17 protein-coding genes are annotated in these 21,693 nt (G+C 68.5%); 9 read left to right on the top strand and 8 right to left on the bottom strand.

Annotation, left to right across the window (positions count from 1 at the left end):
• The first annotated feature begins 105 nt into the window (after positions 1–105).
• The 5 genes from AC56DV_RS03060 to AC56DV_RS03040 all read left to right on the top strand — a co-directional run bounded on the left by AC56DV_RS03060 (position 106) and on the right by AC56DV_RS03040 (position 6,249).
• Positions 106–1,143 (top strand): LacI family DNA-binding transcriptional regulator, encoded by a 1,038-nt coding sequence (locus AC56DV_RS03060; protein WP_496312827.1) that lies wholly within the window; start codon positions 106–108, stop codon positions 1,141–1,143.
• A gap of 189 nt (positions 1,144–1,332) precedes the next feature.
• Positions 1,333–2,262, top strand: a complete 930-nt coding sequence (locus AC56DV_RS03055) for an alpha/beta fold hydrolase (protein ID WP_496312826.1) — start codon at positions 1,333–1,335, stop codon at positions 2,260–2,262.
• 119 nt (positions 2,263–2,381) lie between these two features.
• Positions 2,382–2,798, top strand: coding sequence for a hypothetical protein (locus AC56DV_RS03050; protein ID WP_496312825.1), 417 nt, complete (start codon positions 2,382–2,384; stop codon positions 2,796–2,798).
• Between the two features lie 100 nt (positions 2,799–2,898).
• Positions 2,899–3,825, top strand: coding sequence for a hypothetical protein (locus tag AC56DV_RS03045; protein WP_496312824.1), 927 nt, complete (start codon positions 2,899–2,901; stop codon positions 3,823–3,825).
• A 120-nt stretch (positions 3,826–3,945) separates the two neighbouring features.
• Positions 3,946–6,249: a catalase gene (locus AC56DV_RS03040; protein WP_496312823.1), complete on the top strand. Its 2,304-nt coding sequence runs from the start codon at positions 3,946–3,948 to the stop codon at positions 6,247–6,249.
• Between the two features lie 58 nt (positions 6,250–6,307).
• Here AC56DV_RS03040 and AC56DV_RS03035 read toward each other — a convergent pair whose 3' ends face one another.
• Genes AC56DV_RS03035 through AC56DV_RS03015 form a run of 5 tightly spaced genes read right to left on the bottom strand, consistent with a single transcriptional unit; the run spans position 6,308 to position 10,665 of the window.
• Complete coding sequence (locus AC56DV_RS03035; RefSeq protein ID WP_496312822.1) at positions 6,308–7,291, bottom strand: PfkB family carbohydrate kinase; 984 nt, start codon at positions 7,289–7,291, stop codon at positions 6,308–6,310.
• 53 nt (positions 7,292–7,344) lie between these two features.
• Positions 7,345–7,800: an RbsD/FucU family protein gene (locus AC56DV_RS03030; RefSeq protein WP_496312821.1), complete on the bottom strand. Its 456-nt coding sequence runs from the start codon at positions 7,798–7,800 to the stop codon at positions 7,345–7,347.
• The gene (locus AC56DV_RS03025; protein WP_496312820.1) at positions 7,793–8,590 is read right to left on the bottom strand and encodes an ATP-binding cassette domain-containing protein; all 798 of its coding nucleotides are present in this window, start codon (positions 8,588–8,590) and stop codon (positions 7,793–7,795) included. Before AC56DV_RS03025 ends, AC56DV_RS03030 begins: the two co-directional genes overlap by 8 nt.
• Positions 8,591–8,592: 2 nt before the next feature.
• Complete coding sequence (locus AC56DV_RS03020) at positions 8,593–9,627, bottom strand: ABC transporter permease (protein ID WP_496312819.1); 1,035 nt, start codon at positions 9,625–9,627, stop codon at positions 8,593–8,595.
• Positions 9,628–9,672: 45 nt separating this feature from the next.
• Positions 9,673–10,665 (bottom strand): sugar ABC transporter substrate-binding protein, encoded by a 993-nt coding sequence (locus tag AC56DV_RS03015; RefSeq protein ID WP_496312818.1) that lies wholly within the window; start codon positions 10,663–10,665, stop codon positions 9,673–9,675.
• Between the two features lie 219 nt (positions 10,666–10,884).
• Here AC56DV_RS03015 and AC56DV_RS03010 point away from each other — a divergent pair, with 219 nt between their 5' ends.
• Positions 10,885–12,129 carry an ROK family transcriptional regulator gene (locus AC56DV_RS03010; protein ID WP_496312817.1) on the top strand — a complete coding sequence of 415 codons (1,245 nt, stop codon included), beginning with the start codon at positions 10,885–10,887 and terminating at the stop codon, positions 12,127–12,129.
• 39 nt (positions 12,130–12,168) lie between these two features.
• Here AC56DV_RS03010 and AC56DV_RS03005 read toward each other — a convergent pair whose 3' ends face one another.
• Positions 12,169–13,461 (bottom strand): maltoporin, encoded by a 1,293-nt coding sequence (locus AC56DV_RS03005; protein ID WP_496312816.1) that lies wholly within the window; start codon positions 13,459–13,461, stop codon positions 12,169–12,171.
• A 210-nt stretch (positions 13,462–13,671) separates the two neighbouring features.
• On the opposite strand from AC56DV_RS03005, the gene AC56DV_RS03000 reads away from it, so the two are divergent.
• The 3 genes from AC56DV_RS03000 to AC56DV_RS02990 are packed head-to-tail and all read left to right on the top strand — an operon-like array spanning position 13,672 to position 17,992.
• Positions 13,672–15,348 (top strand): MFS transporter, encoded by a 1,677-nt coding sequence (locus AC56DV_RS03000; RefSeq protein WP_496312815.1) that lies wholly within the window; start codon positions 13,672–13,674, stop codon positions 15,346–15,348.
• Positions 15,345–16,613 (top strand): HlyD family secretion protein, encoded by a 1,269-nt coding sequence (locus AC56DV_RS02995; RefSeq protein ID WP_496312814.1) that lies wholly within the window; start codon positions 15,345–15,347, stop codon positions 16,611–16,613. The genes AC56DV_RS03000 and AC56DV_RS02995 overlap by 4 nt, the downstream gene beginning before the upstream one ends.
• Entirely contained in the window at positions 16,610–17,992 is a 1,383-nt protein-coding gene (locus AC56DV_RS02990) for an efflux transporter outer membrane subunit (protein ID WP_496312813.1), read from the top strand. Before AC56DV_RS02995 ends, AC56DV_RS02990 begins: the two co-directional genes overlap by 4 nt.
• 93 nt (positions 17,993–18,085) lie before the next feature.
• On the opposite strand, the gene AC56DV_RS02985 is transcribed toward AC56DV_RS02990, so the two are convergent.
• On the bottom strand, positions 18,086–18,547 hold the full coding sequence (locus AC56DV_RS02985) for an AraC family transcriptional regulator (RefSeq protein ID WP_496312812.1): 462 nt from the start codon (positions 18,545–18,547) through the stop codon (positions 18,086–18,088).
• 12 nt (positions 18,548–18,559) lie between these two features.
• Positions 18,560–21,688 (bottom strand): efflux RND transporter permease subunit, encoded by a 3,129-nt coding sequence (locus AC56DV_RS02980; RefSeq protein WP_496312811.1) that lies wholly within the window; start codon positions 21,686–21,688, stop codon positions 18,560–18,562.
• Between the last annotated feature and the right edge of the window lie 5 nt (positions 21,689–21,693).

Raw genomic sequence — 21,693 nt, 5'->3', positions numbered from 1 at the left:
CAGCTTGTGGTAAAGTCCACTTTTTAACACAGGTTTTCTGAGCAGATGGCAAGAACTAAGGCGAAAGCAGCCGCGGGACCGGAATCCCGCTCCGGTGTCCCCACCATGTCCGACGTGGCGAAACTGGCCGGCGTGTCGCCGATGACGGTGTCGCGCGTGATGAATGGCGACACCAAGGTACGGCAAAGCACCCGCCGCAAGGTGGACGAAGCCGTGGCCGCGCTCAACTACGTGCCCAACCAGGCCGCCCGCCGCCTCGCCGGCTCGCGGCCTATCCGCATTGGTTTCCTGTACAGCAATCCCAGCGCCGGCTACCTGAGCGAATTCCTGGTCGGCCTGCTGAACCAGGCCAGCTTGAACAACGTGCAGCTGGTGGTGGAGAAGTGCGAAGCGGGCGAGCACTGGAAGGAACAGACCCAGCGCCTGATCGACAACGGCGTGGACGGCATCATCCTGCCGCCGCCGCTGTGCGACATGCCGGGCCTGATCGACATGATCGCCAAGTCCTCGCTGCCGGCCGTCACCGTGGCCTGCGGCCAGCCCGACCCGCGCGTGTGCGCCGTCAGCATCGACGACTACCAGGCCGCCTACGCCATGACCTCGCACCTGATCACGCTGGGCCACCAGCGCATCGGCTTCGTCATCGGCCACCCGAACCAGACCGCAAGCGCGCGCCGCCTGGCCGGCTTCAAGGCCGCCATTGCCGACCGCGGCGCGCAGGACGCGGCCGAGCTGACCGTGCAAGGCATGTTTACCTACCGCTCCGGCCTGGATGCGGCCGAACTGCTGCTGGGCCTCGAGCAGCGCCCGACCGCCGTCTTCGCCAGTAACGACGACATGGCGGCGGCCACCGTCGCCATCGCGCACCGCCTGGGCCTGGACGTGCCGGGCGACCTCACGGTAGCGGGCTTCGACGATACGGCGCTGGCCACCACCATCTGGCCCGAGCTGACCACCGTGCGCCAGCCGATCACCGGCATGGCAGAAGCGGCGGTGCAGTACCTGGTGCGCCAGATCCGCGCGCTGCGCGACGGCGCGCCGGAAGCGCCCGAGCACGTGCTGATGGACTTCTCGCTGATCAGGCGCCAGTCCGACGCCGCGCCGCGCATGCGCCCGCCCATCAAGATCGCCGCCAAGCCCTAATCCGTTCCGAAAGAGAGAGGCGCCCCTTCCAGCGTGTGGTTACGCTGGAGGATGGCTTACGCGCCCATAGTTTACAAATACTGAATGATTGCTTCATATTTGTGCGATTGATTGTCGTATTCGTGAATCATATAGTGTGTCCATGGAAGCGCAGTCGCCGACAGCGCCATCGAACTTCAGGAGCATGACATGAGCATCCCAGCAAACAGCATCCGCCGCACCGTCCTGCGCGGCATTGCCGCCGTTACCATGGCCGCCGCAGTGGGCAGCGCGCTTGCAGCAGCCCCGGCCGGCTTCACCAGCAAGACCGCCGCCGTGAACGGCACCACGATCCACTACCTGGTGGGCGGCAAAGGCACGCCGGTGGTGCTGCTGCACGGCTACACGCAGACCGGCCATATGTGGAAGCCCATCATGGGCGAACTGGCCAAGACCCACACCGTGATCGTGCCCGACATGCGCGGCGTGGGCGGCTCCGGGAAAGCGGCGGACGGCTACCTGAAAACCAATATGGCCAAGGACATCCACGAGCTGGTGGGCAGCATCAGCAAGGAGCCGGCCACCGTGGTGGGCCACGACATCGGCCTGATGGTGGCGTACGCCTACGCCGCCCAGTACCCGGCCGACACCAAAAAGGTCGCGCTGATGGACGCCTTCCTGCCGGGCATCGGCAACTGGACCGATATGTTCCTGCTGCGCGACCTGTGGCACTTCCACTTCTTCGGCGAAACGCCGGAAAAACTGGTGGCCGGCCGCGAGCGCACCTACTTCGAACACTTCTGGAACGACTTTGCCGCCGACAAGACCAAGTCCATCAAGGAAGCGGACCGCAAGCTGTACGCGGCAGCCTACGCCCAGCCGGGCGGCGTGCGCGCCGGCTTCCAGTACTTCAAGACTTTCCCGCAGGACGCCGAACAGTTCGCGGAACTGGGCAAGACCAGGCTGACCATGCCGATGCTGGTGCTGGCCGGCGAAAAGTCGGGCGGCGAGTTCCTGATCAACCAGGCCAAGCTGGTGGCGGAGAACGTGGACGGCCGCATCATCAAGGGCTCCGGCCACTGGATCATGGAAGAGGCGCCCGAGCAGACCATCCCCGCGCTGCTGGGCTTCATCCAGTAGCTCCACGCGGCAAGCCGCAGGATTCCCCGGTGTTTGTTAGGTGCCGCACTGTGTGCGGCAACTGATCGGCATATCGTTACTCAGGCAATGAAGCCCATCAACGACACCGAGGAATCATCATGGACAACACTACGGATAAGCTGAGCAATTCCACGCGCGACTCTGGCAACCAGTCCGGCCACCAGTTCGGCCGCGCCGACATCCACAGCGCCATCGACCGCACCGCTGAAAAAGTGCAACCGACTGCGGACCGCCTGGCCAGTTCCGCCCACGCCACCGTGGACAAGATGGCCGAAAAAGTCCCGCCCACCGCCGACCGCCTGGCCGGCGCCGCCCATACGGCGGTTGACCGCGTGGCCGATACGGCAACCCAGGTCGGCGAGAAAGCCGCCAGCAGCGCCAAGCAGCTCGGCGCGGCCTACACCCGCTTCGCCGAATCGGGCCGCAACTATGTGCGCACCAGCCCCGCCACGTCGGTGCTGATCGCCGTGGCTGCGGGTTACGGCCTGTCCAAGCTGCTGGGCGGCCGCAAGTAAGGTCGCAAGTAAGGCCGGCAAGAAGGCCCCAGTCTCAGCAACACTCACGCGATCGGCCTTGACGCCGGCGGTGCCCGTGCACCGCCGGCAGGAGAACTGCATGCAAACTTCCATTCCTGGTTCCATTCCCGCTTCCGGATCGCCGCAAGCCACAGGCATCGCCGTCATCCCGGCCGAAGCCAGCCAAGCCGGCGTGTCCTGGAGCGCCGTGCTGGCGGGCGCACTGGCGGCCGCCGCACTCTCGTTCATTCTGCTGATACTGGGCGTGGGCCTGGGCCTTTCCGCCATTTCCCCCTGGTCCTACAACGACGCCCCGATCGGCAAGTCCGCCATCATCTGGGCCGCCTTCATGCAGCTCGCCTCGGCGGGCGTGGGCGGCTATCTTGCCGGCCGGCTGCGCGTGAAGTGGGCCAGCGTGCATGGCGACGAGGTCTACTTCCGCGACACCGCGCACGGCCTGCTGGCCTGGGCGCTGGCCACCTTGCTCACTGCGGCGCTGATGGCTGGCGCGGTGCGGGCGGCGCTGAGCGGCGCCATCGACGCCGGCGCCGGCGCGGCCACCGCCATCGGCGCTACAGCCGCTGCCGGAGCGGGCAAGGGCGCAGCGGCGGGCGTGAATCCTGCCGCCTACTATACCGACATGCTGCTGCGCGCCGATACGCCGCCGCCGGAAGCGGACAACGGCGCCTTGCGCGCCGAAGTTGGCCGCATCCTGCTGCAGCAGCCCGCGAACGGGCCGGCCATGGCGGTGGACGACCGCCAGTACCTGGCGCGCCTGGTCGCCAAGCGCACCGGCGTCGAGCAGGCCGAGGCCGAGCGCCGCGTGGACGATGTCCATGCGCGCCTGGTGAAAGCCCGCACCGACGCGGAAAACACGGCCAAACACGCCGCCGAGCAAGCCCGCAAAGCCGGCGCCCACTCCGCGCTGTGGATGTTCGTGGCCCTGCTGTTGGGCGCCTTCATCGCCAGCCTGGCCGCCACCTTCGGCGGCAAGCAGCGCGACGCCGGCGGCCCGCTGCGCCGCTGACCGCTGATACAACCCAAACGCCAAGGAGACCGCCATGCGCTCTATCCTGCTGTGGATGCTCGGCATACCCCTGCCCATCATCATCCTGCTTGCCCTGTTCCGCTGACTTTTGAGGATCTCATGACCAACAACAAAAAAGGCCAGCCAGCCAGCGCAATCGACCTGGCTGCCAGCATCGCTTACAACGCCAACAAGCCCGCCGAACACGGCGACGCCGCGCACACCCCGCCCGAAGGCATGCACGTGGACGCGGGCGCGCCGGCCGCCACCGCCGGCACCGCGTCCGAAACGCAAAGCTCGCCCAAGGTGGGCGGCGGTTCGCCACCCTTGGGCGTGAACCCCAACGACGGCAACCTGGAACGCGTGCGCAGCGACGCCGGCGGCCAGCGCCTGACCACCAACCAGGGCGTGCCTGTCGGCGACAACCAGAACTCGCTGAAAGCCCATCTGCGCGGTCCCACGCTGATGGAAGACTTCATCCTGCGCGAGAAGATCACGCACTTCGACCATGAACGCATCCCCGAGCGCATCGTGCACGCGCGCGGTTCGGCGGCGCACGGCTACTTCGAGTCCTACCAGGACCTGGGCGGCATCACGCGCGCCGCGCCGTTTGCGCAGGCGGGCAAGCGCACGCCGGTGTTCGTGCGCTTCTCCACCGTGGCCGGCGAGCGCGGCTCGTCCGACACCGCGCGCGACGTGCGCGGCTTCGCCGTCAAGTTCTACACCGACGAAGGCAACTGGGACCTGGTCGGCAACAACATCCCCGTGTTCTTCATCCAGGACGCGATGAAGTTCCCGGACCTGGTGCACTCGGTGAAACCCGAGCCGCACAACGGCATGCCGCAGGCGGCCAGCGCGCACGACACCTTCTGGGACTTCACCTCGCTGATGCCGGAATCGATGCACATGCTGATGTGGACCATGTCCGACCGCGCCATCCCGCGCAGCTACCGCACCATGCAGGGCTTCGGCGTGCACACCTTCCGCCTGGTGAACGCCGACGGCGCCAGCGTGTTCTGCAAGTTCCACTGGCAGCCGCTGGCCGGCACCCACTCGCTGGTGTGGGAAGAGTCCAACAAGATCATGGGCGCCGACCCGGACTTCCACCGGCGCGACCTGTGGGAAGCCATCGAAGCGGGCGCCTACCCGCAATGGGAACTGGGCCTGCAGATCTTCACCGAAGAGCAGGCCGAGAGCTTCCCGTTCGACGTGCTGGACGCCACCAAGATCGTGCCGGAAGAGCTGGTGCCGGTGCAGATAGTCGGCCGCATGACGCTGAACCGCAACCCGGACAACTTCTTCGCCGAAACCGAGCAGGTGGCCTTCTGCACCGCGCACATCGTGCCCGGCATCGACTTCACCAACGATCCGCTGCTGCAGGGCCGCATCCACTCCTATGTGGACACGCAGATCAGCCGCCTGGGCGGCCCCAACTTCCACGAAATTCCGATCAACTCGCCGGTGTGCCCGGTGCACAACAACCAGCGCGACGGCATGCACCGCCAGGCCATCAACCGCGGCAGGGTGTCGTACGAGCCGAATTCGCTGGCCGGCGGCTGCCCCTTCCAGGCCGGCATGGCGGGCTTCACCAGCATCCGCGAGCAGGCCGTCACGGAGGACAAGGTGCGCGGCAAGCCCGAGCTGTTCGCCGACCACTACTCGCAGGCGCGCCTGTTCTGGATCAGCCAGAGCCCGGCCGAGCAGGCCCACATCGTGGGCGGCTTCCGCTTCGAGCTGAGCAAGGTGCAGATCCCCGCCATCCGCGAGCGCATGCTGTCCATGCTGGCCAATGTGGACGCCACGCTGGCGCACGGCGTGGCGGCCGGCCTGGGCATGCCGGTGCCGCAGCCGCAGCCGCTGGCCACCGCGCTGCCGCTGCCGTCCTATCCGCCGTCGCCCGCCTTGTCGCTGCTGTCGCGGCCGGGAGAGCAGGGCATCAAGGCGCGCCAGGTGGCCATCCTGCTCGCGCCCGGCGTGGACGAAGCCAGCGTGAAGGCCATCCAGTCCTCGCTGCTGGCCGACGGCGCGGTGCCGCACCTGCTGGCCGGCACGCTGAACCCCGTGGCCACCGCCGGCGGCGCCACGCTGCCGGTCGAGAAGACCTTCGAGAATGCGCCGCCGGTGCTGTTCGATGCGGTGGCCGTGCCGGACGGCGCGGCGGCCGCCGAACAGTTGACGAAGGACGCGCTGGCCCTGGACTTCGTGCGCCAGCAATACCGTCACTGCAAGCCTTTGCTGGTGGTGGGCGACGGCGCCGCGCTGCTGGGCAAGGCCGGCATTCCGCCCAAGCTGCCCGACGGCTCGGACGACCCGGCGCTGATCGGCACCGACCCGTCCGACCTGTCGGACGCGCTGGCCGCGTTCAAGGCGGCGCTGGCGGGCCATCGCGCATTCGAGCGGGAAACCGATCCGCCATTGGTGTGAGGGCGGGCCCGGGGCGCGGCCTTAGGTGGGGCCTCCTGCGTGGCCCGCGCGTGGCCCGTTAGGCTGCGGCTTGCCGGACGGCGCCGTCACGCCGCCCTGACTGCTGCGCGAGGAAGGCCGCTGTTTCGGAGGCGGTGGCCGGATTGCAGCCTTCGCGCATGGCGTTGATGCTGGCGCTGGCGATGGCGTAGCGCGCCGCCTGTTCCAGCGTGGCGGCGTCCGCCTCGGCCAGCGCCGCCGCCGACAGCTTGCCGGCCGAGGCCAGGCTGGCCACCAGGCCGGCCAGAAAACTGTCGCCGCAGCCGACCGTGTCAACCACCTGGATGCCCTGGGGCGCGCCGAGCGCGGCGCAGGCGCGGCGCGACAGCAGCACTGCGCCCTGGGCGCCCAGCGTCAGCGCGACCAGTTTCACCTCCAGCGTCTGTTGCAGCATGCGCGCGGCGGCCAGCGGCGCCATGCCGGTGTACCCCAGGTGCAGCAGGTCTTCCTCGCTGACCTTGATCAGGTCGGCCAGTGCGAGCGCGCGCTGCACGCCGGCGGCATAGGCGGCAAGGTCGCCGCACACCAGCGGGCGCATGTTGGCGTCGACCGAAATCAGCGCGCCCGCCGCAGCCGCAGCCTCGATGATGCGCAGCGTGGCGTCGATATCGTCGGGCACCAGCGCCAGGCCGCCGGTGTGGAACAGGCGCATGCCGGCCGGCAGCGCGGCGCGGGCTTGTTCGGGCCGGATGTCGCGGTCGGCCACGCCTTCGCGGTGGAACACGTAACTGGGTGTGCCGTCCGCGTCCAGCGTGACGATGGCCAGCGAGGTTGGCCTGGCGCTGCGCGCCGGGCTGCCCAGGCGTACGCCGTCCCGCGCCAGCATGCGCGCGAATCCCTGGCCGAAGCTGTCCGCCGACAGGGGATTCAAATACGTCGCATCCATGCGCTGGCGCGCGGCGGCGATGGTGAAATTGCACACGGCTCCGCCAAGCGCGGCGGCAAAACGGCCGTCCGGCATTTCTATCATGTCCACCAGTGCTTCGCCGAATGTCACTACCATGTCGCTTCTCCTGTTGCGTGTGATTGGGTTGAAATATGCGTCGGGGCGCGGTGTCATCCATCCTCCGGCGCGCCGGCCAGCACGCCCTTGCGGAACAGGAAATTGGCGTAAGGCTGCAATTCGCCCGTTTGCACGATGGCGTACGCTTGCCGGACCTGCTCGTAAAAGGCAAAGCGCTCGACCGCCACGCACTGGGACGGCGCAGCCGACCCGGCCGACCCGCACAAGGCCACCAGCTCGCGCTGCAGTGCCGAGCGGTGGTCCGCCGGCTGCCCCGACACGGCCATGAACGAGACCGGCTGGCCGGGCAGGTCGAGCGGGAAGACGGACAGGACGGCCGCGCAGGCGCGCGCCAGGCTGGCGCCGGGCAGGCGCACCACGGGCTTGCCGCGTCCGAGCGAGGCGGCGGTGAAGTTGGCGTCCACCACGGCGACGGCGTCCCCATGCCCCATCTCGGCCAGTATCTTGAGCAGTTCCGGCGTGAGCAGGGGATCGATTCCTTTAAGCATGGGCCAGCTCCGGCAGGTCGCGCGGGTCCTTGGCGCCGGTCATCACGGCCACCGTGTCGGACATGCTGATGTGCCTGGGATTGACCACGGCGACGCGTTTGCCCAGCCGCTGGATGTGGATGCGGTCGGCGATCTCGAACACGTGCGGCATGTTGTGGCTGATCAGCACCACCGGCAGCCCCTTGTCGCGCACGCGCCGTATCAGGTCGAGCACCATATTGCCTTCCTTGACGCCGAGCGCGGCGGTCGGCTCGTCCAGGATCACCACGTGCCTGGCGAACGCGGTGCTGCGCGCCACCGCCACGCCCTGGCGCTGGCCGCCCGACAGCGTGCCCACCGCCTGCTGCATGGAACGGATGCCTATCCTCAAATCCTGCATGTGGCCGACCGCCTCCTGCAGCATGCGTTTCTTGTCGATCAGGCGCAGCCACTTGCCGAGCAGGCCGGGGCGCAGGATTTCGCGGCCCAGGAACAGGTTTTCCGCGATCGTCATGGCCGGCGCGACGGCCAGGTCCTGGTACACGGTTTCGATGCCGTGCCGGCGCGCGTCGATCGGCGACTTGAAATGCACCACGTCGCCGTCCAGCCGCAGCTGCCCCTCGTCCGGCACGATGGCGCCGGACAGCGCCTTGATCAGCGAGGACTTGCCGGCGCCGTTGTCGCCGATGACGGCCAGGATTTCGCCGGCGCGCAAATCGAAGTCGGCGCCGTCGAGGGCGGTCACGCCGCCGTAGCGTTTCACCAGGCCGCGCGCCTGGAATACCTCTTGGGTGGAGCGGGTCGAGCTCATGGTCAGCCTTTCTTGTGCGTCAGTTGGTCGGTGGCCACGGCCAGGATCACCAGCACGCCGGTGACCAGGATCTGGTAGACGGAGGGCACGCCCATCAGCGTCAGGCCGTTGCGGAACACGCCGACGATCAGCACGCCGACCAGGGTGCCGGCGATGGAACCGCGCCCGCCGAACAGGCTGGTGCCGCCCAGCACCACGGCGGTGATGCTGTCGAGGTTGTCGGTCTGGCCGCCCTGCGGGTCGCCGACCCCCATGCGCGCCACCGACAGCAGCGCGGCGATGCCGTAGAACAGGCCTGCAATCATGTACACGCCCAGCAGCACGCGCCCGGTGGCGATGCCGGTCAGGCGCGCCGCTTCCGGGTTGTTGCCCACCGCGTACAGGTGGCGGCCCGGCGCGGTCTCGCGCAGCACCAGCCAGGTCAGCAAGTACAGGCCCAGCATCAGCGCGGTGCCGTAGGTGACGCTGGTCTGGCCGAGGTGGAAGGTGTTGCCGAAGAAGGTCATCGTCTCCGGCAGGCCGGTCACGGTCTGCGCCTGCGAGTAAATCTGCGTGACGGCGAAGGCGATATTCATGGTGCCGAGCGTGACGATGAACGGCGGCAGCTTGATCGAGGTGACCAGCGCGCCGTTGACGTAGCCGATCAGCACGCAGGCGCCCATGCCGCACAGCACGGCGGCATACGGGTGCATGCCGTAGTCGACGCCGAACTTGGTCATCACGACCGAGCCGAGCGCCATTGCCATGCCGCACGACAGGTCGATGCCGGCGGTCAGGATGATCAGGGTCTGGCCAAGGGCGATCACGCCCACCACCATCACCTGCTGCAGGATCAGCGAGAAGTTCTGTCCGCTCAGGAAGCGCTCGGACTGGGTGGCGAAAAAGAGCACGGAGGCCAGCAGCGCGATCAGCGGGCCGAGCACGGTGACCGGGGGCAGCCTATCCTTCAGGCGCGTCAGGCTGTGGCGGGCGGCCGGGGCCGCCGGGCTGGCAGCCCCCGCGCCGGGCGCCGGCGCTGGGTTGAGTTGGGCGTTCATGGAATTCCTTGGTCTGAGATGGGCTGGACGGTGGGCGCGCCGGGCTTATTTGCCCCAGCAGGCGCCCAGGCCGAAGGCGGTGTCGCGGCTGTCGACGCCGGCCATTTGCTTGTCGGTCACCAGCGTCACGCCGGTGTCCACGTAGCCGTTCGCCTTCTTGCCGGTCTTGGCGTAGGCGACGCCGGCGTCCAGCGCCAGGCCGGCCATCTTCAGCGGGTACTGCTGCGCGGTGGCGCCGATCACGCCGGCCTTGACGTCGCGCACGCCGGCGCAGCCGCCGTCGACCGACACGATCAGGACATTTTTTTCCTTGCCGGCCGCCTTCAGCGCCTTGTAGGCGCCGGCCGCCGCCGGCTCGTTGATGGTGTAGACCAGGTTGATGTCCGGGTTTTTCTGCAGGCAGTTCTCCATCGCGGTCTGGCCCTTGCCCTGGTCGCCGTAGCTGTCCGCCATGCAGACCACCTCCGCGCTCTTGGCCGGGCCTATGGTCCTGGCGTCGATGCCGGCCACGCCGTAGCCTGCCAGGAAACCGTTGTGGCGCGCGATGCCGACCGGATGGCCGGGGAACAGGTCGAGCGTGGCGATCCGGGCCGGCTTGCCGGCCAGGGACGCCTTGGCGTACTGGCCGATCAGTTGGCCGGCCTTGAAGTTATCGGTGGCGAACAGCGCGTCGGTGGCGTTGACCGGATCGGCCGGGCTGTCGAGCGCAATCACCAGCACGCCCTGTTCGCGCGCCCTTTTGATCGCCGGCACGATGGCCTTGGCATCGCTGGGCGTGATCAGGATGGCCTTGGCGCCGGCCGACACCATGTTTTCAATCGCCGTCACCTGGCCGGCGTTGTCGCCATCCGATTTGCCGGCCGCCGTCAGCAGCTTGGCGCCCTGCAGCTTGGCGGCGCGCTGCGCGCCTTCCTTCATCTTGACGAAAAAGGGATTGGTTTCCGTCTTGGTGATCAGGCCGATGACGGCTTCCTGGGCGGCGGCGTGGCCGGCGGCGGATGCGATCAAGCCCATTGCGATGCAATGCTTTGCGTTCATGCGGGTCTCCTAGTGATTTATTGGTCGCGCTGCCGGGAGCGAGCCGGGCAGGGTGCGCTGGAAGCGCTGACTGAAATATAGGCTTGCTCAATTAATAAATCAAGTGCTTTTATTTAATCGGAGCGGACCTGCGCCGATTGACGCTTGCATGCAACAACGCTAAGCTCGCGTTTTGCCAGACCAATCCCGGCCAGGCGCGCGCGCCCAGGAGCTTCACCCATGCAGCAACACCACAGCCCGGCGGCAGCCGCTCCAGACGAGGGCGGCGCCGACAATCTGCGTCCACGGGGCTCGAACCAGACCGGCATGCGCCAGTTCAACGAACGCGTGGTGCTGCAGGCGATCCGGCTGCATGGCAGCCTGCCCAAGGCCGACCTGGCGCGGCTGACCACGCTCAGCACGCAGACCGTGGCGCTGATCATCGCCCGCCTGGCCGATGACGGGCTGGTGATGAAGCTGGAACCCTTGCGCGGCAAGATAGGCCAGCCCTCGGTGCCGATTGCGCTGAAACCGGACGGCGCGTTCTCGATCGGCGTCAAGATCGGGCGCCGCAGCCTGGACGTGCTGCTGCTCGATTTCACCAACACGGTGCGCATGCGCCACTCGCAGGCCTACCGCTTTCCGGACCCGCAGCAGGTGTTCCAGGTGATCGCCGAGCAAGTGCGCGCGATGCAGGCGGCGCTGGCGCCGGCGCTGCGCGGCCGCATCCTCGGCATCGGCGTGGCCGCGCCGCTGTCGCTGGGCAGCTGGCAGGAGTTGATGGGGGTGGCGGGCCAGGACGGGCGCTGGAACCGGCTCGACATCGCGCGCCAGATCGAGACCGACACCGGCTTGCCCGTGATGTTCGCGAAAGACACGGCGGCCGCCTGCGTGGCCGAGCTGGTGGCGGGCAGGGGCCGCAGCGTCAAGAGTTTCCTGTACCTGTTTGTCGACACCTTTATCGGCGGCGGCCTGGTCATCGACAGCAACCTGTACGCCGGGCTGCACGGCAATGCCGGCGCGATCGGCTCGCTGCCGGTCGGCGTGGCGGCGCCGGACGGCAAGGCGCCGGCGCAGCTGCTGTCGACCGCCTCGCTGCTGGGACTGGAGCGCCTGTACGAGGAGGCCGGCCTGGATCCGGCCGCCGCCTACGACGAGCGCGCCAGCCAGGCGCCGTGGGCCGGGCACAGCGCGCGCTGGGTGGAGCAGGCGGCGGCGGCGATCGCGATGGTGGTGAGCAGCGCCAGTTGCATGCTCGATCCGGAAGGCGTGATCGTCGACGGTTCGTGCAGCCGCGTGCTGCTCGACCAGCTGATGGCGGCCGTGGCCGGCGCGCTGGAGCGCTACAACTGGGAAGGCGTGCAGCGGCCCGCCGTGCACACCGGCGCCATCGGCTCGGACGCGCGTGCCCTGGGCGGCGCGCTGCTGCCGCTGTACGCCAATTTCGCCCCGGACCGCGAACTGTTCCTCAAGCTGGAAGCCTGACGGGCTGCGCCGCGCGATGCGGCGCACCGCCTCAAGGATCTACCACCAGGCTTCGACCTGCAGGCCGGCCGAGGTGCCGCTGGTCGCATTGCCATACACCGGGCCGCCGTTGTTGCTGGCGTTGACCAGCGGCGTGGCGGCGCCGTTCCATTTGCCGTAGCTGACGAACAGGCGCAGTTCGGGGCGCGACCAGTAGCTTTCGCCCAGCGCGATGGCGGGCGCCAGCGTCAGCTTGGTCAGGCGCGCGGTGTGGCCGGTGCTTTCCTGCTTGAGCGCGCTCACCCCCAGTTCGCCCTGCAGCTTCAGGTTGGGCAGCAGCGCATACACCGGCCGCACGCCCAGCGTGGTCCAGGTATTGCGCAGCGCCACGTCGTCCGCCTTGTCCCGCTGATAGACGGCGGCGAACTCCATGCTGAAGCGGCGGGTCGGCTGGATCACCAGGTCCTCCAGCAGGCGCAGGCGGGTCACGTCCGAGCCGAGCGCCGTGCTGCCGGACGGCCCCATGCGCGCGCAGCACAGGCCGATGCCGGTGCCCGGGCCGCTGCCGTACTGGAAACCTGCCAGGTTCGTTCCTCCGAGCACCTGCTGGCGGTGGAACAGGCCGACCGCCCAGCCGTCGTGGCCGAAGTCGCCCTGGCCTTGGCCCTGCGCCGCGCGGTTGCGCCCGCCCGCCGTGACGATGGTCAGCGCCGCGTCGATGGTGCCGCCGGGATTGACCGGCAAGTCCTGGTACAGCAGGTTCTGGCGCAGCGCGGACGGCGTGTTGACGATGGCGCCGCCGGCGCCGGTCGCGTTGGTGTCGTTGTCCTTGAACACCGCGTAGCTGAATTTGCCCGCGCCCAGCGGGATCTTGTCCAGCCCGCCGCCAGTGCCGTTCATATTGATGTACTGCATGTCGAGCATGTGGATGTCGGGGCGGTAGTAATAGCGCTTGCCGACCCACGCGGTGCCGCCGTTCAGGAAGGGCAGGCCCTTCGCTTCGACATACCCCTTCAGCAATTCCAGCTTGGCGCCGCGGAAATCCGAAGCCGGCGCGTAGGCGTTGACCCACAGCGTGCCGACGAAGCTGACGCCGTTGTCGGCCTTGGCCAGCTCCTTGGTGTAGCCGAATTCCGCGTTCGAATCGCATTCGTTGCCCAGGCGGTAGTACGCGGTCGGGCCGCCCAGCGCGTAGCAGCTCAGCGGCCCGTGCTTGGAGCTGCTGCCGGTGCTGGCGCGCAGGTAGCCGTGGAAGCCTTCGGTGTCGTTGGGATAGGCGTCGGCGAGCGCGGCGCCGGACGAGAAGGCGAGGGCGAACGCCAAAGCGAGGGCTTTGCGGGGAAAAGCGGTCATGTTGTCTCCTGGGTTTTCTTATGGGTTTTGGGTGCTGCGGGGACGAGTGTGCGTCAGCCACTTAATTAAATCAATAAGTTTTATTTAATAGGGTGCAATTACAACAATAGTCCGGTCCAAGGCTGGCCGAGGTCATCCATTGGTATAGAGGACGTAAGTCCAGCGCAGTGCTATGCTCACGAACAAGGCTTACCACTACGGCGACGATGCATGGACGTATACGCACCGCAAGCATGGCTACCGCACGAGCGCCCGCTGTTGCCGGGCTCCCCCTCCACGCCGCTCCACTCGGACCGGCGCCGTCTCGCCTACCTGATCGTCGGCTTCATCGTCGCCCTGACCGGCGGCCTGGGGAATGCGCTGGTCACCGTCAACCTGCCTTACGCGCAAGGCTCGCTGGGCGTGTACGCGGCTGAAATCCAGTGGCTGCCGGCCGCCTACGTCATGGCCAACGTCTCCATGAACCTGCTGCTGGTGAAATTCCGCCAGCAATACGGGCTGCAGCTGTTCACCGAATTGTTCCTCGGCCTGTACGCCGCCGCCACGCTGGCGCACTTGTTCGTGCACGGCCTGGCCTCCGCCATCGCGGTGCGCGCCGCGCACGGCATGAGCGGCGCGGCGCTCACGGTGCTGGGCCTGTACTACGTGCTGCAAGCCTTCCCCGCGCAGCACCGCCTGAAGGCGGTGGTGATCGGCGTCGGCTTCCCGCAGCTGGCGCTGCCCATGGCGCGCCTGTTCTCGTCCGACCTGCTGGAGATAGGCGAGTGGCGCGGGCTGTACTTCTTCGAACTGGGGCTGGCGCTGCTGGCCATGGGCTGCGTGCTGCTGCTCAAACTGCCGCCGGGCGACCGCGTCAAGGCGTTCGAGAAGCTGGACTTCGTCACCTTCGGCCTGTTCGCGCCCGGCGTGGCGCTGCTGTGCGCCGTGCTGGCGCTGGGGCGCACCGTGTGGTGGTTCGAATCGCCGTGGCTGGGCTACTGCCTGGCCGGCTCCATCGTGCTGATCGCGGCGGCGCTGCTGGTGGAGCACAACCGCGCCGCGCCGCTGCTCAACACGCGCTGGCTCAGCACCGGCATGATGCTGCGGCTGGCCGCCTCGGTGCTGCTGATACGGATCGTGCAGTCCGAAGCGGCGGGCACGGTGGGCTTCCTGCAGGCGCTCGGCCTGAACAACGACCAGATGCAGACGCTGTGGCTCATCACGCTGGTGGGCAGCGTGGGCGGCATCGCCGTCAGCGCGCTCACCATCACGCCCGCGCGCATCCAGCCCTCGCTGATGATCGCGCTGGCCATGATGGCCGTGGGCGCCTTCCTGGACAGCCGCGCCACCAACCTCACCCGGCCGGAGCAGATGTACTTCAGCCAGTTCCTGCTGGCCTTCGGCGGCACCTTCTTCCTCGGGCCCACCTTCGTGTCCGGCTTTGGCGCGGTGATCGCCGCGCCGCGCAACCTGATCAGTTTTTCGCTGATGTTCACCATGTCGCAAAACATCGGCGGCCTGCTTGGCTCGGCCATCGTCGGCACGGTGCAGGTGGTGCGCGAGAAGTTCCATTCCAGCCAGCTGGTGGAGCACCTGACGCTGCTCGACCCGCAGGTGGCGGCGCGGGTGCAGTCGGCCGGCTCGGCGCTGGCCGGCTCGCTGGCCGACCCCGCCAGCCGCAACGCGCTGGGCGTGGCGCAGCTGGGCGCCGCCGCCACGCGCGAAGCCAACATCCTCGCCTACAACGACGTGTTCCTGATGATCGCCGTGGTGGCGGTGGCCACCATCGCCTGGATGCTGCTGCACCACCTGTGGAATATCTGCACCGCCTGCAGGCCGGCGGTGCCGGCGCAAAATGCGCAGACCGGCATGGCCAATGTCTCCCTCAACAACTCCGGATCGAAATGAGTACAAACCCGCCGCCAGAACCAGCCCAAGCCGCCGCTCCCGCCGCACCGCCCGCCGCACCGGCGTCCACGCCGTCCGTCCCGCAGCAGCCCGGCGCAGCGCCGCCGGCAGCAGCGGGTGCGGCCGTGCCGCCCGCGCCGCCGCAGCCGGACCGGCGCCAGCAATGGCTGTCCGCCGCCGGCTTCCTGCTGGTGGCGCTGGTCGGCGTGCTGGTGGTGCTGTACGCATGGCGGCTGCCGCCTTTCAGCACGCCCATCGTCAGCACCGAGAATGCGCTGGTGCGCGGGCAGGTGACGGTGATCGGCACGCAGCTGTCCGGCTACGTGGTGGCGGTGAAGGTGCAGGACTTCCAGCACGTGAAGGAAGGCGACCTGCTGGTGCAGATCGACGACCGCATCTACCAGCAGCGCTACGAACAGGCGCAGGCGCAACTGGCCGCGCAAAAGGCCGCGCTGGCCAACTGGGAGCAATCGCACCGCAGCGCCGCGGCGAACATCCTGCTGAACCAGGCCGCGCTGGCCAACGCCGAAGCGCAGGCGGTACGCTCGGTGGCGGATTTGAAGCGCGTGGAAGCGCTGGTGGCCGACGGCTCGCTGTCCATCCGCGAGCAGGACCAGCAAAAGGCCGGCAAGGCGCAAACCGCCGCCGCCATGGCGCAGGCGCGCGCCAACCTGGAAATCTCGAAACAGTCCGCGCAGTCGGTGGTGGTCAACAAGCTGTCCCTGCAGGCGGCGGTGGCCAACGCCGAAGCCGCGCTGAAAGCCGCCGGGGTGGACCTGGACAACACCCGCATCACCGCGCCGTCCGACGGCCAGCTCGGGCAAGTGGCGGTGCGGCAGGGCGCCTACGTCAACAGCGGCGCGCAGCTGATGGGATTGGTGCCCAAGCAGATGTGGGTGATCGCCAACCTGAAAGAGACGCAGATGAACGACGTGCGCGTCGGCCAGAGCGCCACCTTCAAGGTGGACGCGCTCAACGGCGCCGTCATGACGGGGCAGGTCGAGCGCATCTCGCCCGCCACCGGCTCCGAGTTCAGCGTGCTCCCGGCCGACAACGCCACCGGCAACTACGTCAAGATCGCCCAGCGCATCCCGGTGCGGATACGCATCGACGGCGGGCAGGGCGAGGCGCACCGGCTGCGGCCCGGCATGTCCGTCATCGTCAGCATCGACACCTCCTCCGTGCGCGACGACGAAGTCCCCGCGCCGGCCAAGCCGGGCACCGCCACGCCGGCGGCGCCCGCAGCCAGCGGAGCCAAGCCGTGAGCCGCACCGTTGCCGGCGCCGTTGCCTTGACCCTGCTGCTGGCCGGCTGCGCCGCCAAAGTCGGGCCGGCGCCGCAGTCCACCTTGCAGACGCCGTCCGAATGGCGCACCCGCATCGGCCCCGAAAGCGGCGCGCGGCCGGTGGAACAGCAATGGTGGCAAGGCTTCAGCGACCCCGCCCTGGCGGCCCTGGTGGCCGCCGCGCTGGAACGCAACGGCGACCTGCGCATCGCCCGCGCCCGCGTGGCCGACTACCGCGCCCGCGTGGCGGCGGCGCACGCCAGCCAGCTCCCCAGCGTCAGCGCCAGCGGCAGCCCGGCCCGCACCCGCACGCTGGCCTACAACGGCGTGCCCTACGAAACCAGCCTGTTCCAGGCCGAGATCCAGGCCAGCTACGAGATCGACGTGTGGGGCCGCCTGGCCAGCCTGACCGACGCCGCGCGCGCCGCCTACGCCGCCGAGCAAGCCAGCGCCGACGCGGCCGCGCTCTCGATCGCCGCCAGCACCGCCTCCGGCTACCTCAACCTGCGCGGCCTGGACGCCCAGCTCGAACTCACGCAAGCCACGCTCAAGCTGCGCGAAGAATCGCGCGAGCTGGCGCGCAGGCAGTTCGAGGTCGGCTACAGCTCGCGGCTCGAATGGCTGCAGGCGCAGGCGGAATACCAGGCCGCCGCCGAACAGATCCCGCAGCTGCAGCGGCAAATCTTCGAACAGGAAAACGCGCTGGCCATCCTCGCCGGCCGCAACCCCGGCCCCATTCCGCGCGGCGCGCCGCTGTCCGAGCTGGCGCCGCCGCCGGTGCCGGGCGGCCTGCCGTCCGAACTGCTGCTGCGCCGTCCCGACATCGCGCGCGCCCAGCAAAACCTGCTGGCCGCGAACGCCACCCTGTCCGCCACGCGCGACCAGCTGCTGCCATCGTTCCGGCTGACGGCGGCGGGCGGCCTGCAATCGACCGTGTTCAGCGACTTCATCAAAGACCCCACGCACCTGTGGCGGCTGGCCGGCGCCGTGGCCGCGCCGCTGTTCGAAGGCGGCCGCGTGCAAGCGCAGACCGACTCCGCCGCCGCGCTGCGCGACCAAGCCGTCTACGCCTACGAAAACGCGGTGCGCACAGCCTTCGCCGAAACCGACAACAGCCTGGGCGCCATCCAGCGCCTGCGGGAGCAGGCCGTGCAAAACGACGCGCGCCGCGCCACGGCCGCCGAAACACTGCGCATCGCGCGCAACCGCTACCGCAACGGTTACGCCTCCTACCTCGAAGAACTGGACGCCCAGCGCACCCTCTACAGCGCCGACGTGCTGCGGCTGCAGCTCAAGACGCGCACCCTGATCGCCTCGGTCGACCTGTACCGCGCCCTCGGCGGCGGCTGGAATCGTTGACTAAAACCAAAATGGGGTCAGGGTTAATTAATTTTGTAACTAAAGTTGCAAAATTAATTAACCCTGACCCCATTTGTGTATGAGGAAACTAAATTACTTGATCGGGATGCAGAGTTCGCATTCGAAGACGCCGTCGGCGTCTTCGGTGTAGTCGGCGCTGTAGCGTTCGAAGCAGGGGCCGGGGGCGGCTTCCAGCCCGCTGGCCGGCAAAGCCTGGCCGTAGAAGGCGCCCCACGCGGCGCCGATGTCGCTGCCGTTGCCGCGGTAGCGCGCGGCGGCGTAGCGGCCGCCGGGCAGCCCGGCCAGGGCGGCCGGCGCTTCGGCCACGTAGCCATCGTCGACTTCCACGCAGGCGTCGTAGCGGCAGCGCTCGGGCGGCGTGCTGCCCGGGTCGTCCTGCGCCACGCCGTAGGTGGTGCGCGCCATCAGCCCGTGCGCGGCGCGCCAGGGGTTGAAGACGTCGCTCCAGAAGCTGGCGATGCCCGGGCCGAACGGGCCCGTGTAGCGCAGGTAGGCAACCCTGGTGGGGGCGATCTCGATAATGCGAACTTCCATGCGGCTTGCTCCTTATTTGGCGATTTCACTCGGGGTGGCCGGCGCGGGGGCAGGGGCGGGCGCGGGCTTGTGGCGGCGCAGCTTGTCGCGCAGGCGCTTGAGCAGGTGCTCCAGGTCGTCGATGTAGGTGAACACGGCCGGTACCACCAGCAGGCTCAGCAGCGTGGAGGTGATCAGGCCGCCGATCACGGCAATCGCCATCGGCGAGCGGAAGCTCGGGTCGGCGCCCCAGCCCAGCGCCAGCGGCATCATGCCGGCGCCCATGGCGATGGTGGTCATCAGGATCGGCCGGCTGCGCTTGTGGCAGGCGTCCACCAGCGCGTCGAAGCGGTTCATGCCGGCCTGGCGCGCCAGGATGGCGTAGTCCACCAGCAGGATGGAGTTCTTGGTGACGATCCCCATCAGCATGATCAGCCCGATCATCGACGGCATCGACAGCGCGTTGCGCGTGATGAGCAGCGCCACGAAGGCGCCGCCGATCGACAGCGGCAGCGCGGCCAGAATCGTCACCGGCTGCATGAAGTCCTTGAACAGCAGCACCAGCACGCAGTAGATGCAGATCACGCCGATCAGCATGGCCAGGCCGAAGCTGGCGAACAGCGCGGCCATCTCCTGCGCGTCGCCCAGTTCGGCGATCTTCACCGACGGCGGCAGGTTCTTCATCGACGGCAGCGCGCGCGCTTCTTCATTGAGCTCGCCCAGCGTGCGGCTGCCCAGTTCCACGTCCAGCGTGACGTTGCGGCTGCGGTTCAGGCGGTCGATCTGCGCCGGGCCGCTTTCCATGCTGATGTCGGCCACGGTGGAGAGCAGCACGGGGCCGTTCTTGCCCGGCACGGTGAGCCGGCCGATGGCGTCCAGGTCGGCGCGCACGGTGTCGGGCAGCTTGACGCGGATCGGCACCTGGCGCTCGGGCAGGTTCATCTTGGTCAGGTCGAAGTCGTAGTCGCCGGCGGTGGCCACGCGCACCGTTTCGCCGATGGCGTTGGCGGTCACGCCCTGGTCGGCGGCGCGCGCGAAGTCGGGCCGCACGATGATCTCGGGCCGCACCAGCGAGGCGCTGGAGCTGACGTTGCCGATGCCTTTCATGGTGCGCAGTTCGCGTTCCACTTTCTGCGCCGCTTCGGTCAGCGCGATCGGGTCTTCGCTGCGCAGCACCAGCTGCATCTTGACGCCGGTGTCCGGCGGGCCGACGTTGAAGCGCGCGCCGGGAATGTTGTCCAGCTTGGCGCGGATCTGCGTTTCCAGGTCCGGCAGGGACTCCTTGCGGTCGGTGCGGTGCACGGTGGTCAGGGTCAGCACGGCGCGCCGCGCTTCGGCCGCCGCGCCGGGGGCGAAGGCGTCGCCGCTGGAGCCGCCGCCGATGGAGCTGAACACGCCGGTGATGCCTTTCACGTCCATCACGGCCAAACGGGTCTGCTCGGCGATGGCGCGCGTTTCGGCCAAGGTGGAGCCGGGCGGCAGTTCGATGTTGACGTTGGTCTGCGCGCGGTCGGCCGGCGGCACGAAGCCGGTCGGCAGCAGCGGCACCAGCATGATGGAGCCGACGAAGAAGATGCCCGAGGCGATGGCGGTGATGTGGCGGTGGCGCAGGCACCAGCGCATCAGCGTGATGTAGCGCGTCATGATCCAGCCGTCTTGCTCGTCCTTGTGCGGCACGGGCTTCATCAGGTAGGCCGCCATCATCGGCGTGAGCAGGCGCGCCACCACCAGCGAGGCCAGCACCGCCAGCACGGCGGTCCAGCCGAACTGCTTGAAGAACAGCCCGGGCACGCCGCCCATGAAGGCGGTGGGCAGGAACACGGCCACCAGCGCGAAGGTGGTGGCGATCACCGCCATGCCGATTTCGTCGGCCGCTTCCATCGCCGCTTCCATCGGGGTTTTACCCATGCGCAGGTGGCGCGAGATGTTCTCGATTTCCACGATGGCGTCGTCCACCAGCACGCCCACCACCAGGGCCAGCGACAGCAGGGTGACGGTGTTGAGGGTGTAGCCGAACCAGTACATGCCGAGGAAGGCCGGCAGCACCGACAGCGGCAGCGCGGCGGCGGCCACCAGCGTGGCGCGCCAGTCGCGCAGGAACCACCACACCACCAGCACCGCCAGCAGCGCGCCTTCGTACAGCAGCTCCATGGAGCCGTCGAAATTTTCCTCGACCGGGAAGGCGTTGTCGATAGACAGTTTCAGTTCGATGTTGGGGTAGGTGGCGCGCAGTTCGTCGACGGCTTTTTGCGCGTCGGAGGCGACCTGGGTTTCGCTGGCGCCCTTGGTGCGCAGGATCTCGAAAGCGACCACGCGCTTGCCGTCCTGCTCGGCGACGGCGCGCGGCTCGGCCACGGTGTCGCTCACGGTGGCGACCTGGTCGAGGCGGATGTGGCGGCCGTCCGGCAGCGGGATGTCCATTGCGCCCAGCGCGGCCGCGGTCTGCACGGTGCCGATGGTGCGCACCGATTGCTCGGCGCCGCTCACGTCGCCGCGTCCGCCCGGCGCTTCCTTCTGCACCTGGCGCAGCTGGCGCGACACGTCCAGCGCGGACACCTTGAGGGCGGCCATGCGGCTGTCGTCGAGCTCCACGCGGATCTCGCGCGACACGCCGCCCATGCGCTTGACCGCGCCCACGCCCGGTACGCTGAGCAGTTTCTTGGACACGTCGTTGTCGACGAACCAGCTCAGTTCCTGGTCGTCCAGCGGCCGGCCGGCGCCGGGCTTGGAGGCGGCGGTGAAGGTGAGCACGGCGCGCCCGGCGGTGGTCACTTTGCTGACCACGGGGTCGCGCAGTTCGCCCGGCATGTCGGCGCGCACTTGCGCCACCGCGTCGCGCACTTCATTGACGGCGTCCGAGATGTTTTTCTCGAGGATGAACTCCACGGTCACGGTGGCGTTGCCGTCCAGGACCTTGGTGTAGATGTTCTTGATGCCTTGCAGCGTGGCGACCGAGTCTTCGATCTTGCGCGCCACTTCGGTTTCCAGCTGGGCCGGCGCGGCGCCCGGCAGCGAGGCGCTGACGGTGACGATGGGCAGCTGGATGTCGGGGAAGTCCTGCACCGGGTTGGCGCGGTAGGCCAGCAGACCGGCCAGGGTCAGCAGGGCGAACAGCATGATCGCCGGGATCGGATTCTTGATCGATAGGGATGAGAAATTCACTGCGG

Source organism: Massilia sp. BGA-UO-ETr-WB1, assembly GCF_059567845.1.
The sequence above is the reverse complement of the archived record's forward strand: the minus strand, read 5'-3'. Positions and strand labels throughout refer to the sequence as shown.

Coding starts and splice junctions, on each gene's coding strand:
- AC56DV_RS03015 (WP_496312818.1), bottom strand. CDS start 10,665: ATGAACGCAAAGCATTGCATCGCAATGGGCTTGATCGCATCCGCCGCC.
- AC56DV_RS03055 (WP_496312826.1), top strand. CDS start 1,333: ATGAGCATCCCAGCAAACAGCATCCGCCGCACCGTCCTGCGCGGCATT.
- AC56DV_RS03040 (WP_496312823.1), top strand. CDS start 3,946: ATGACCAACAACAAAAAAGGCCAGCCAGCCAGCGCAATCGACCTGGCT.
- AC56DV_RS02995 (WP_496312814.1), top strand. CDS start 15,345: ATGAGTACAAACCCGCCGCCAGAACCAGCCCAAGCCGCCGCTCCCGCC.
- AC56DV_RS03030 (WP_496312821.1), bottom strand. CDS start 7,800: ATGCTTAAAGGAATCGATCCCCTGCTCACGCCGGAACTGCTCAAGATA.
- AC56DV_RS03050 (WP_496312825.1), top strand. CDS start 2,382: ATGGACAACACTACGGATAAGCTGAGCAATTCCACGCGCGACTCTGGC.
- AC56DV_RS03045 (WP_496312824.1), top strand. CDS start 2,899: ATGCAAACTTCCATTCCTGGTTCCATTCCCGCTTCCGGATCGCCGCAA.
- AC56DV_RS03005 (WP_496312816.1), bottom strand. CDS start 13,461: ATGACCGCTTTTCCCCGCAAAGCCCTCGCTTTGGCGTTCGCCCTCGCC.
- AC56DV_RS03025 (WP_496312820.1), bottom strand. CDS start 8,590: ATGAGCTCGACCCGCTCCACCCAAGAGGTATTCCAGGCGCGCGGCCTG.
- AC56DV_RS03020 (WP_496312819.1), bottom strand. CDS start 9,627: ATGAACGCCCAACTCAACCCAGCGCCGGCGCCCGGCGCGGGGGCTGCC.
- AC56DV_RS02985 (WP_496312812.1), bottom strand. CDS start 18,547: ATGGAAGTTCGCATTATCGAGATCGCCCCCACCAGGGTTGCCTACCTG.
- AC56DV_RS03035 (WP_496312822.1), bottom strand. CDS start 7,291: ATGGTAGTGACATTCGGCGAAGCACTGGTGGACATGATAGAAATGCCG.
- AC56DV_RS03060 (WP_496312827.1), top strand. CDS start 106: ATGTCCGACGTGGCGAAACTGGCCGGCGTGTCGCCGATGACGGTGTCG.
- AC56DV_RS03010 (WP_496312817.1), top strand. CDS start 10,885: ATGCAGCAACACCACAGCCCGGCGGCAGCCGCTCCAGACGAGGGCGGC.
- AC56DV_RS03000 (WP_496312815.1), top strand. CDS start 13,672: ATGGACGTATACGCACCGCAAGCATGGCTACCGCACGAGCGCCCGCTG.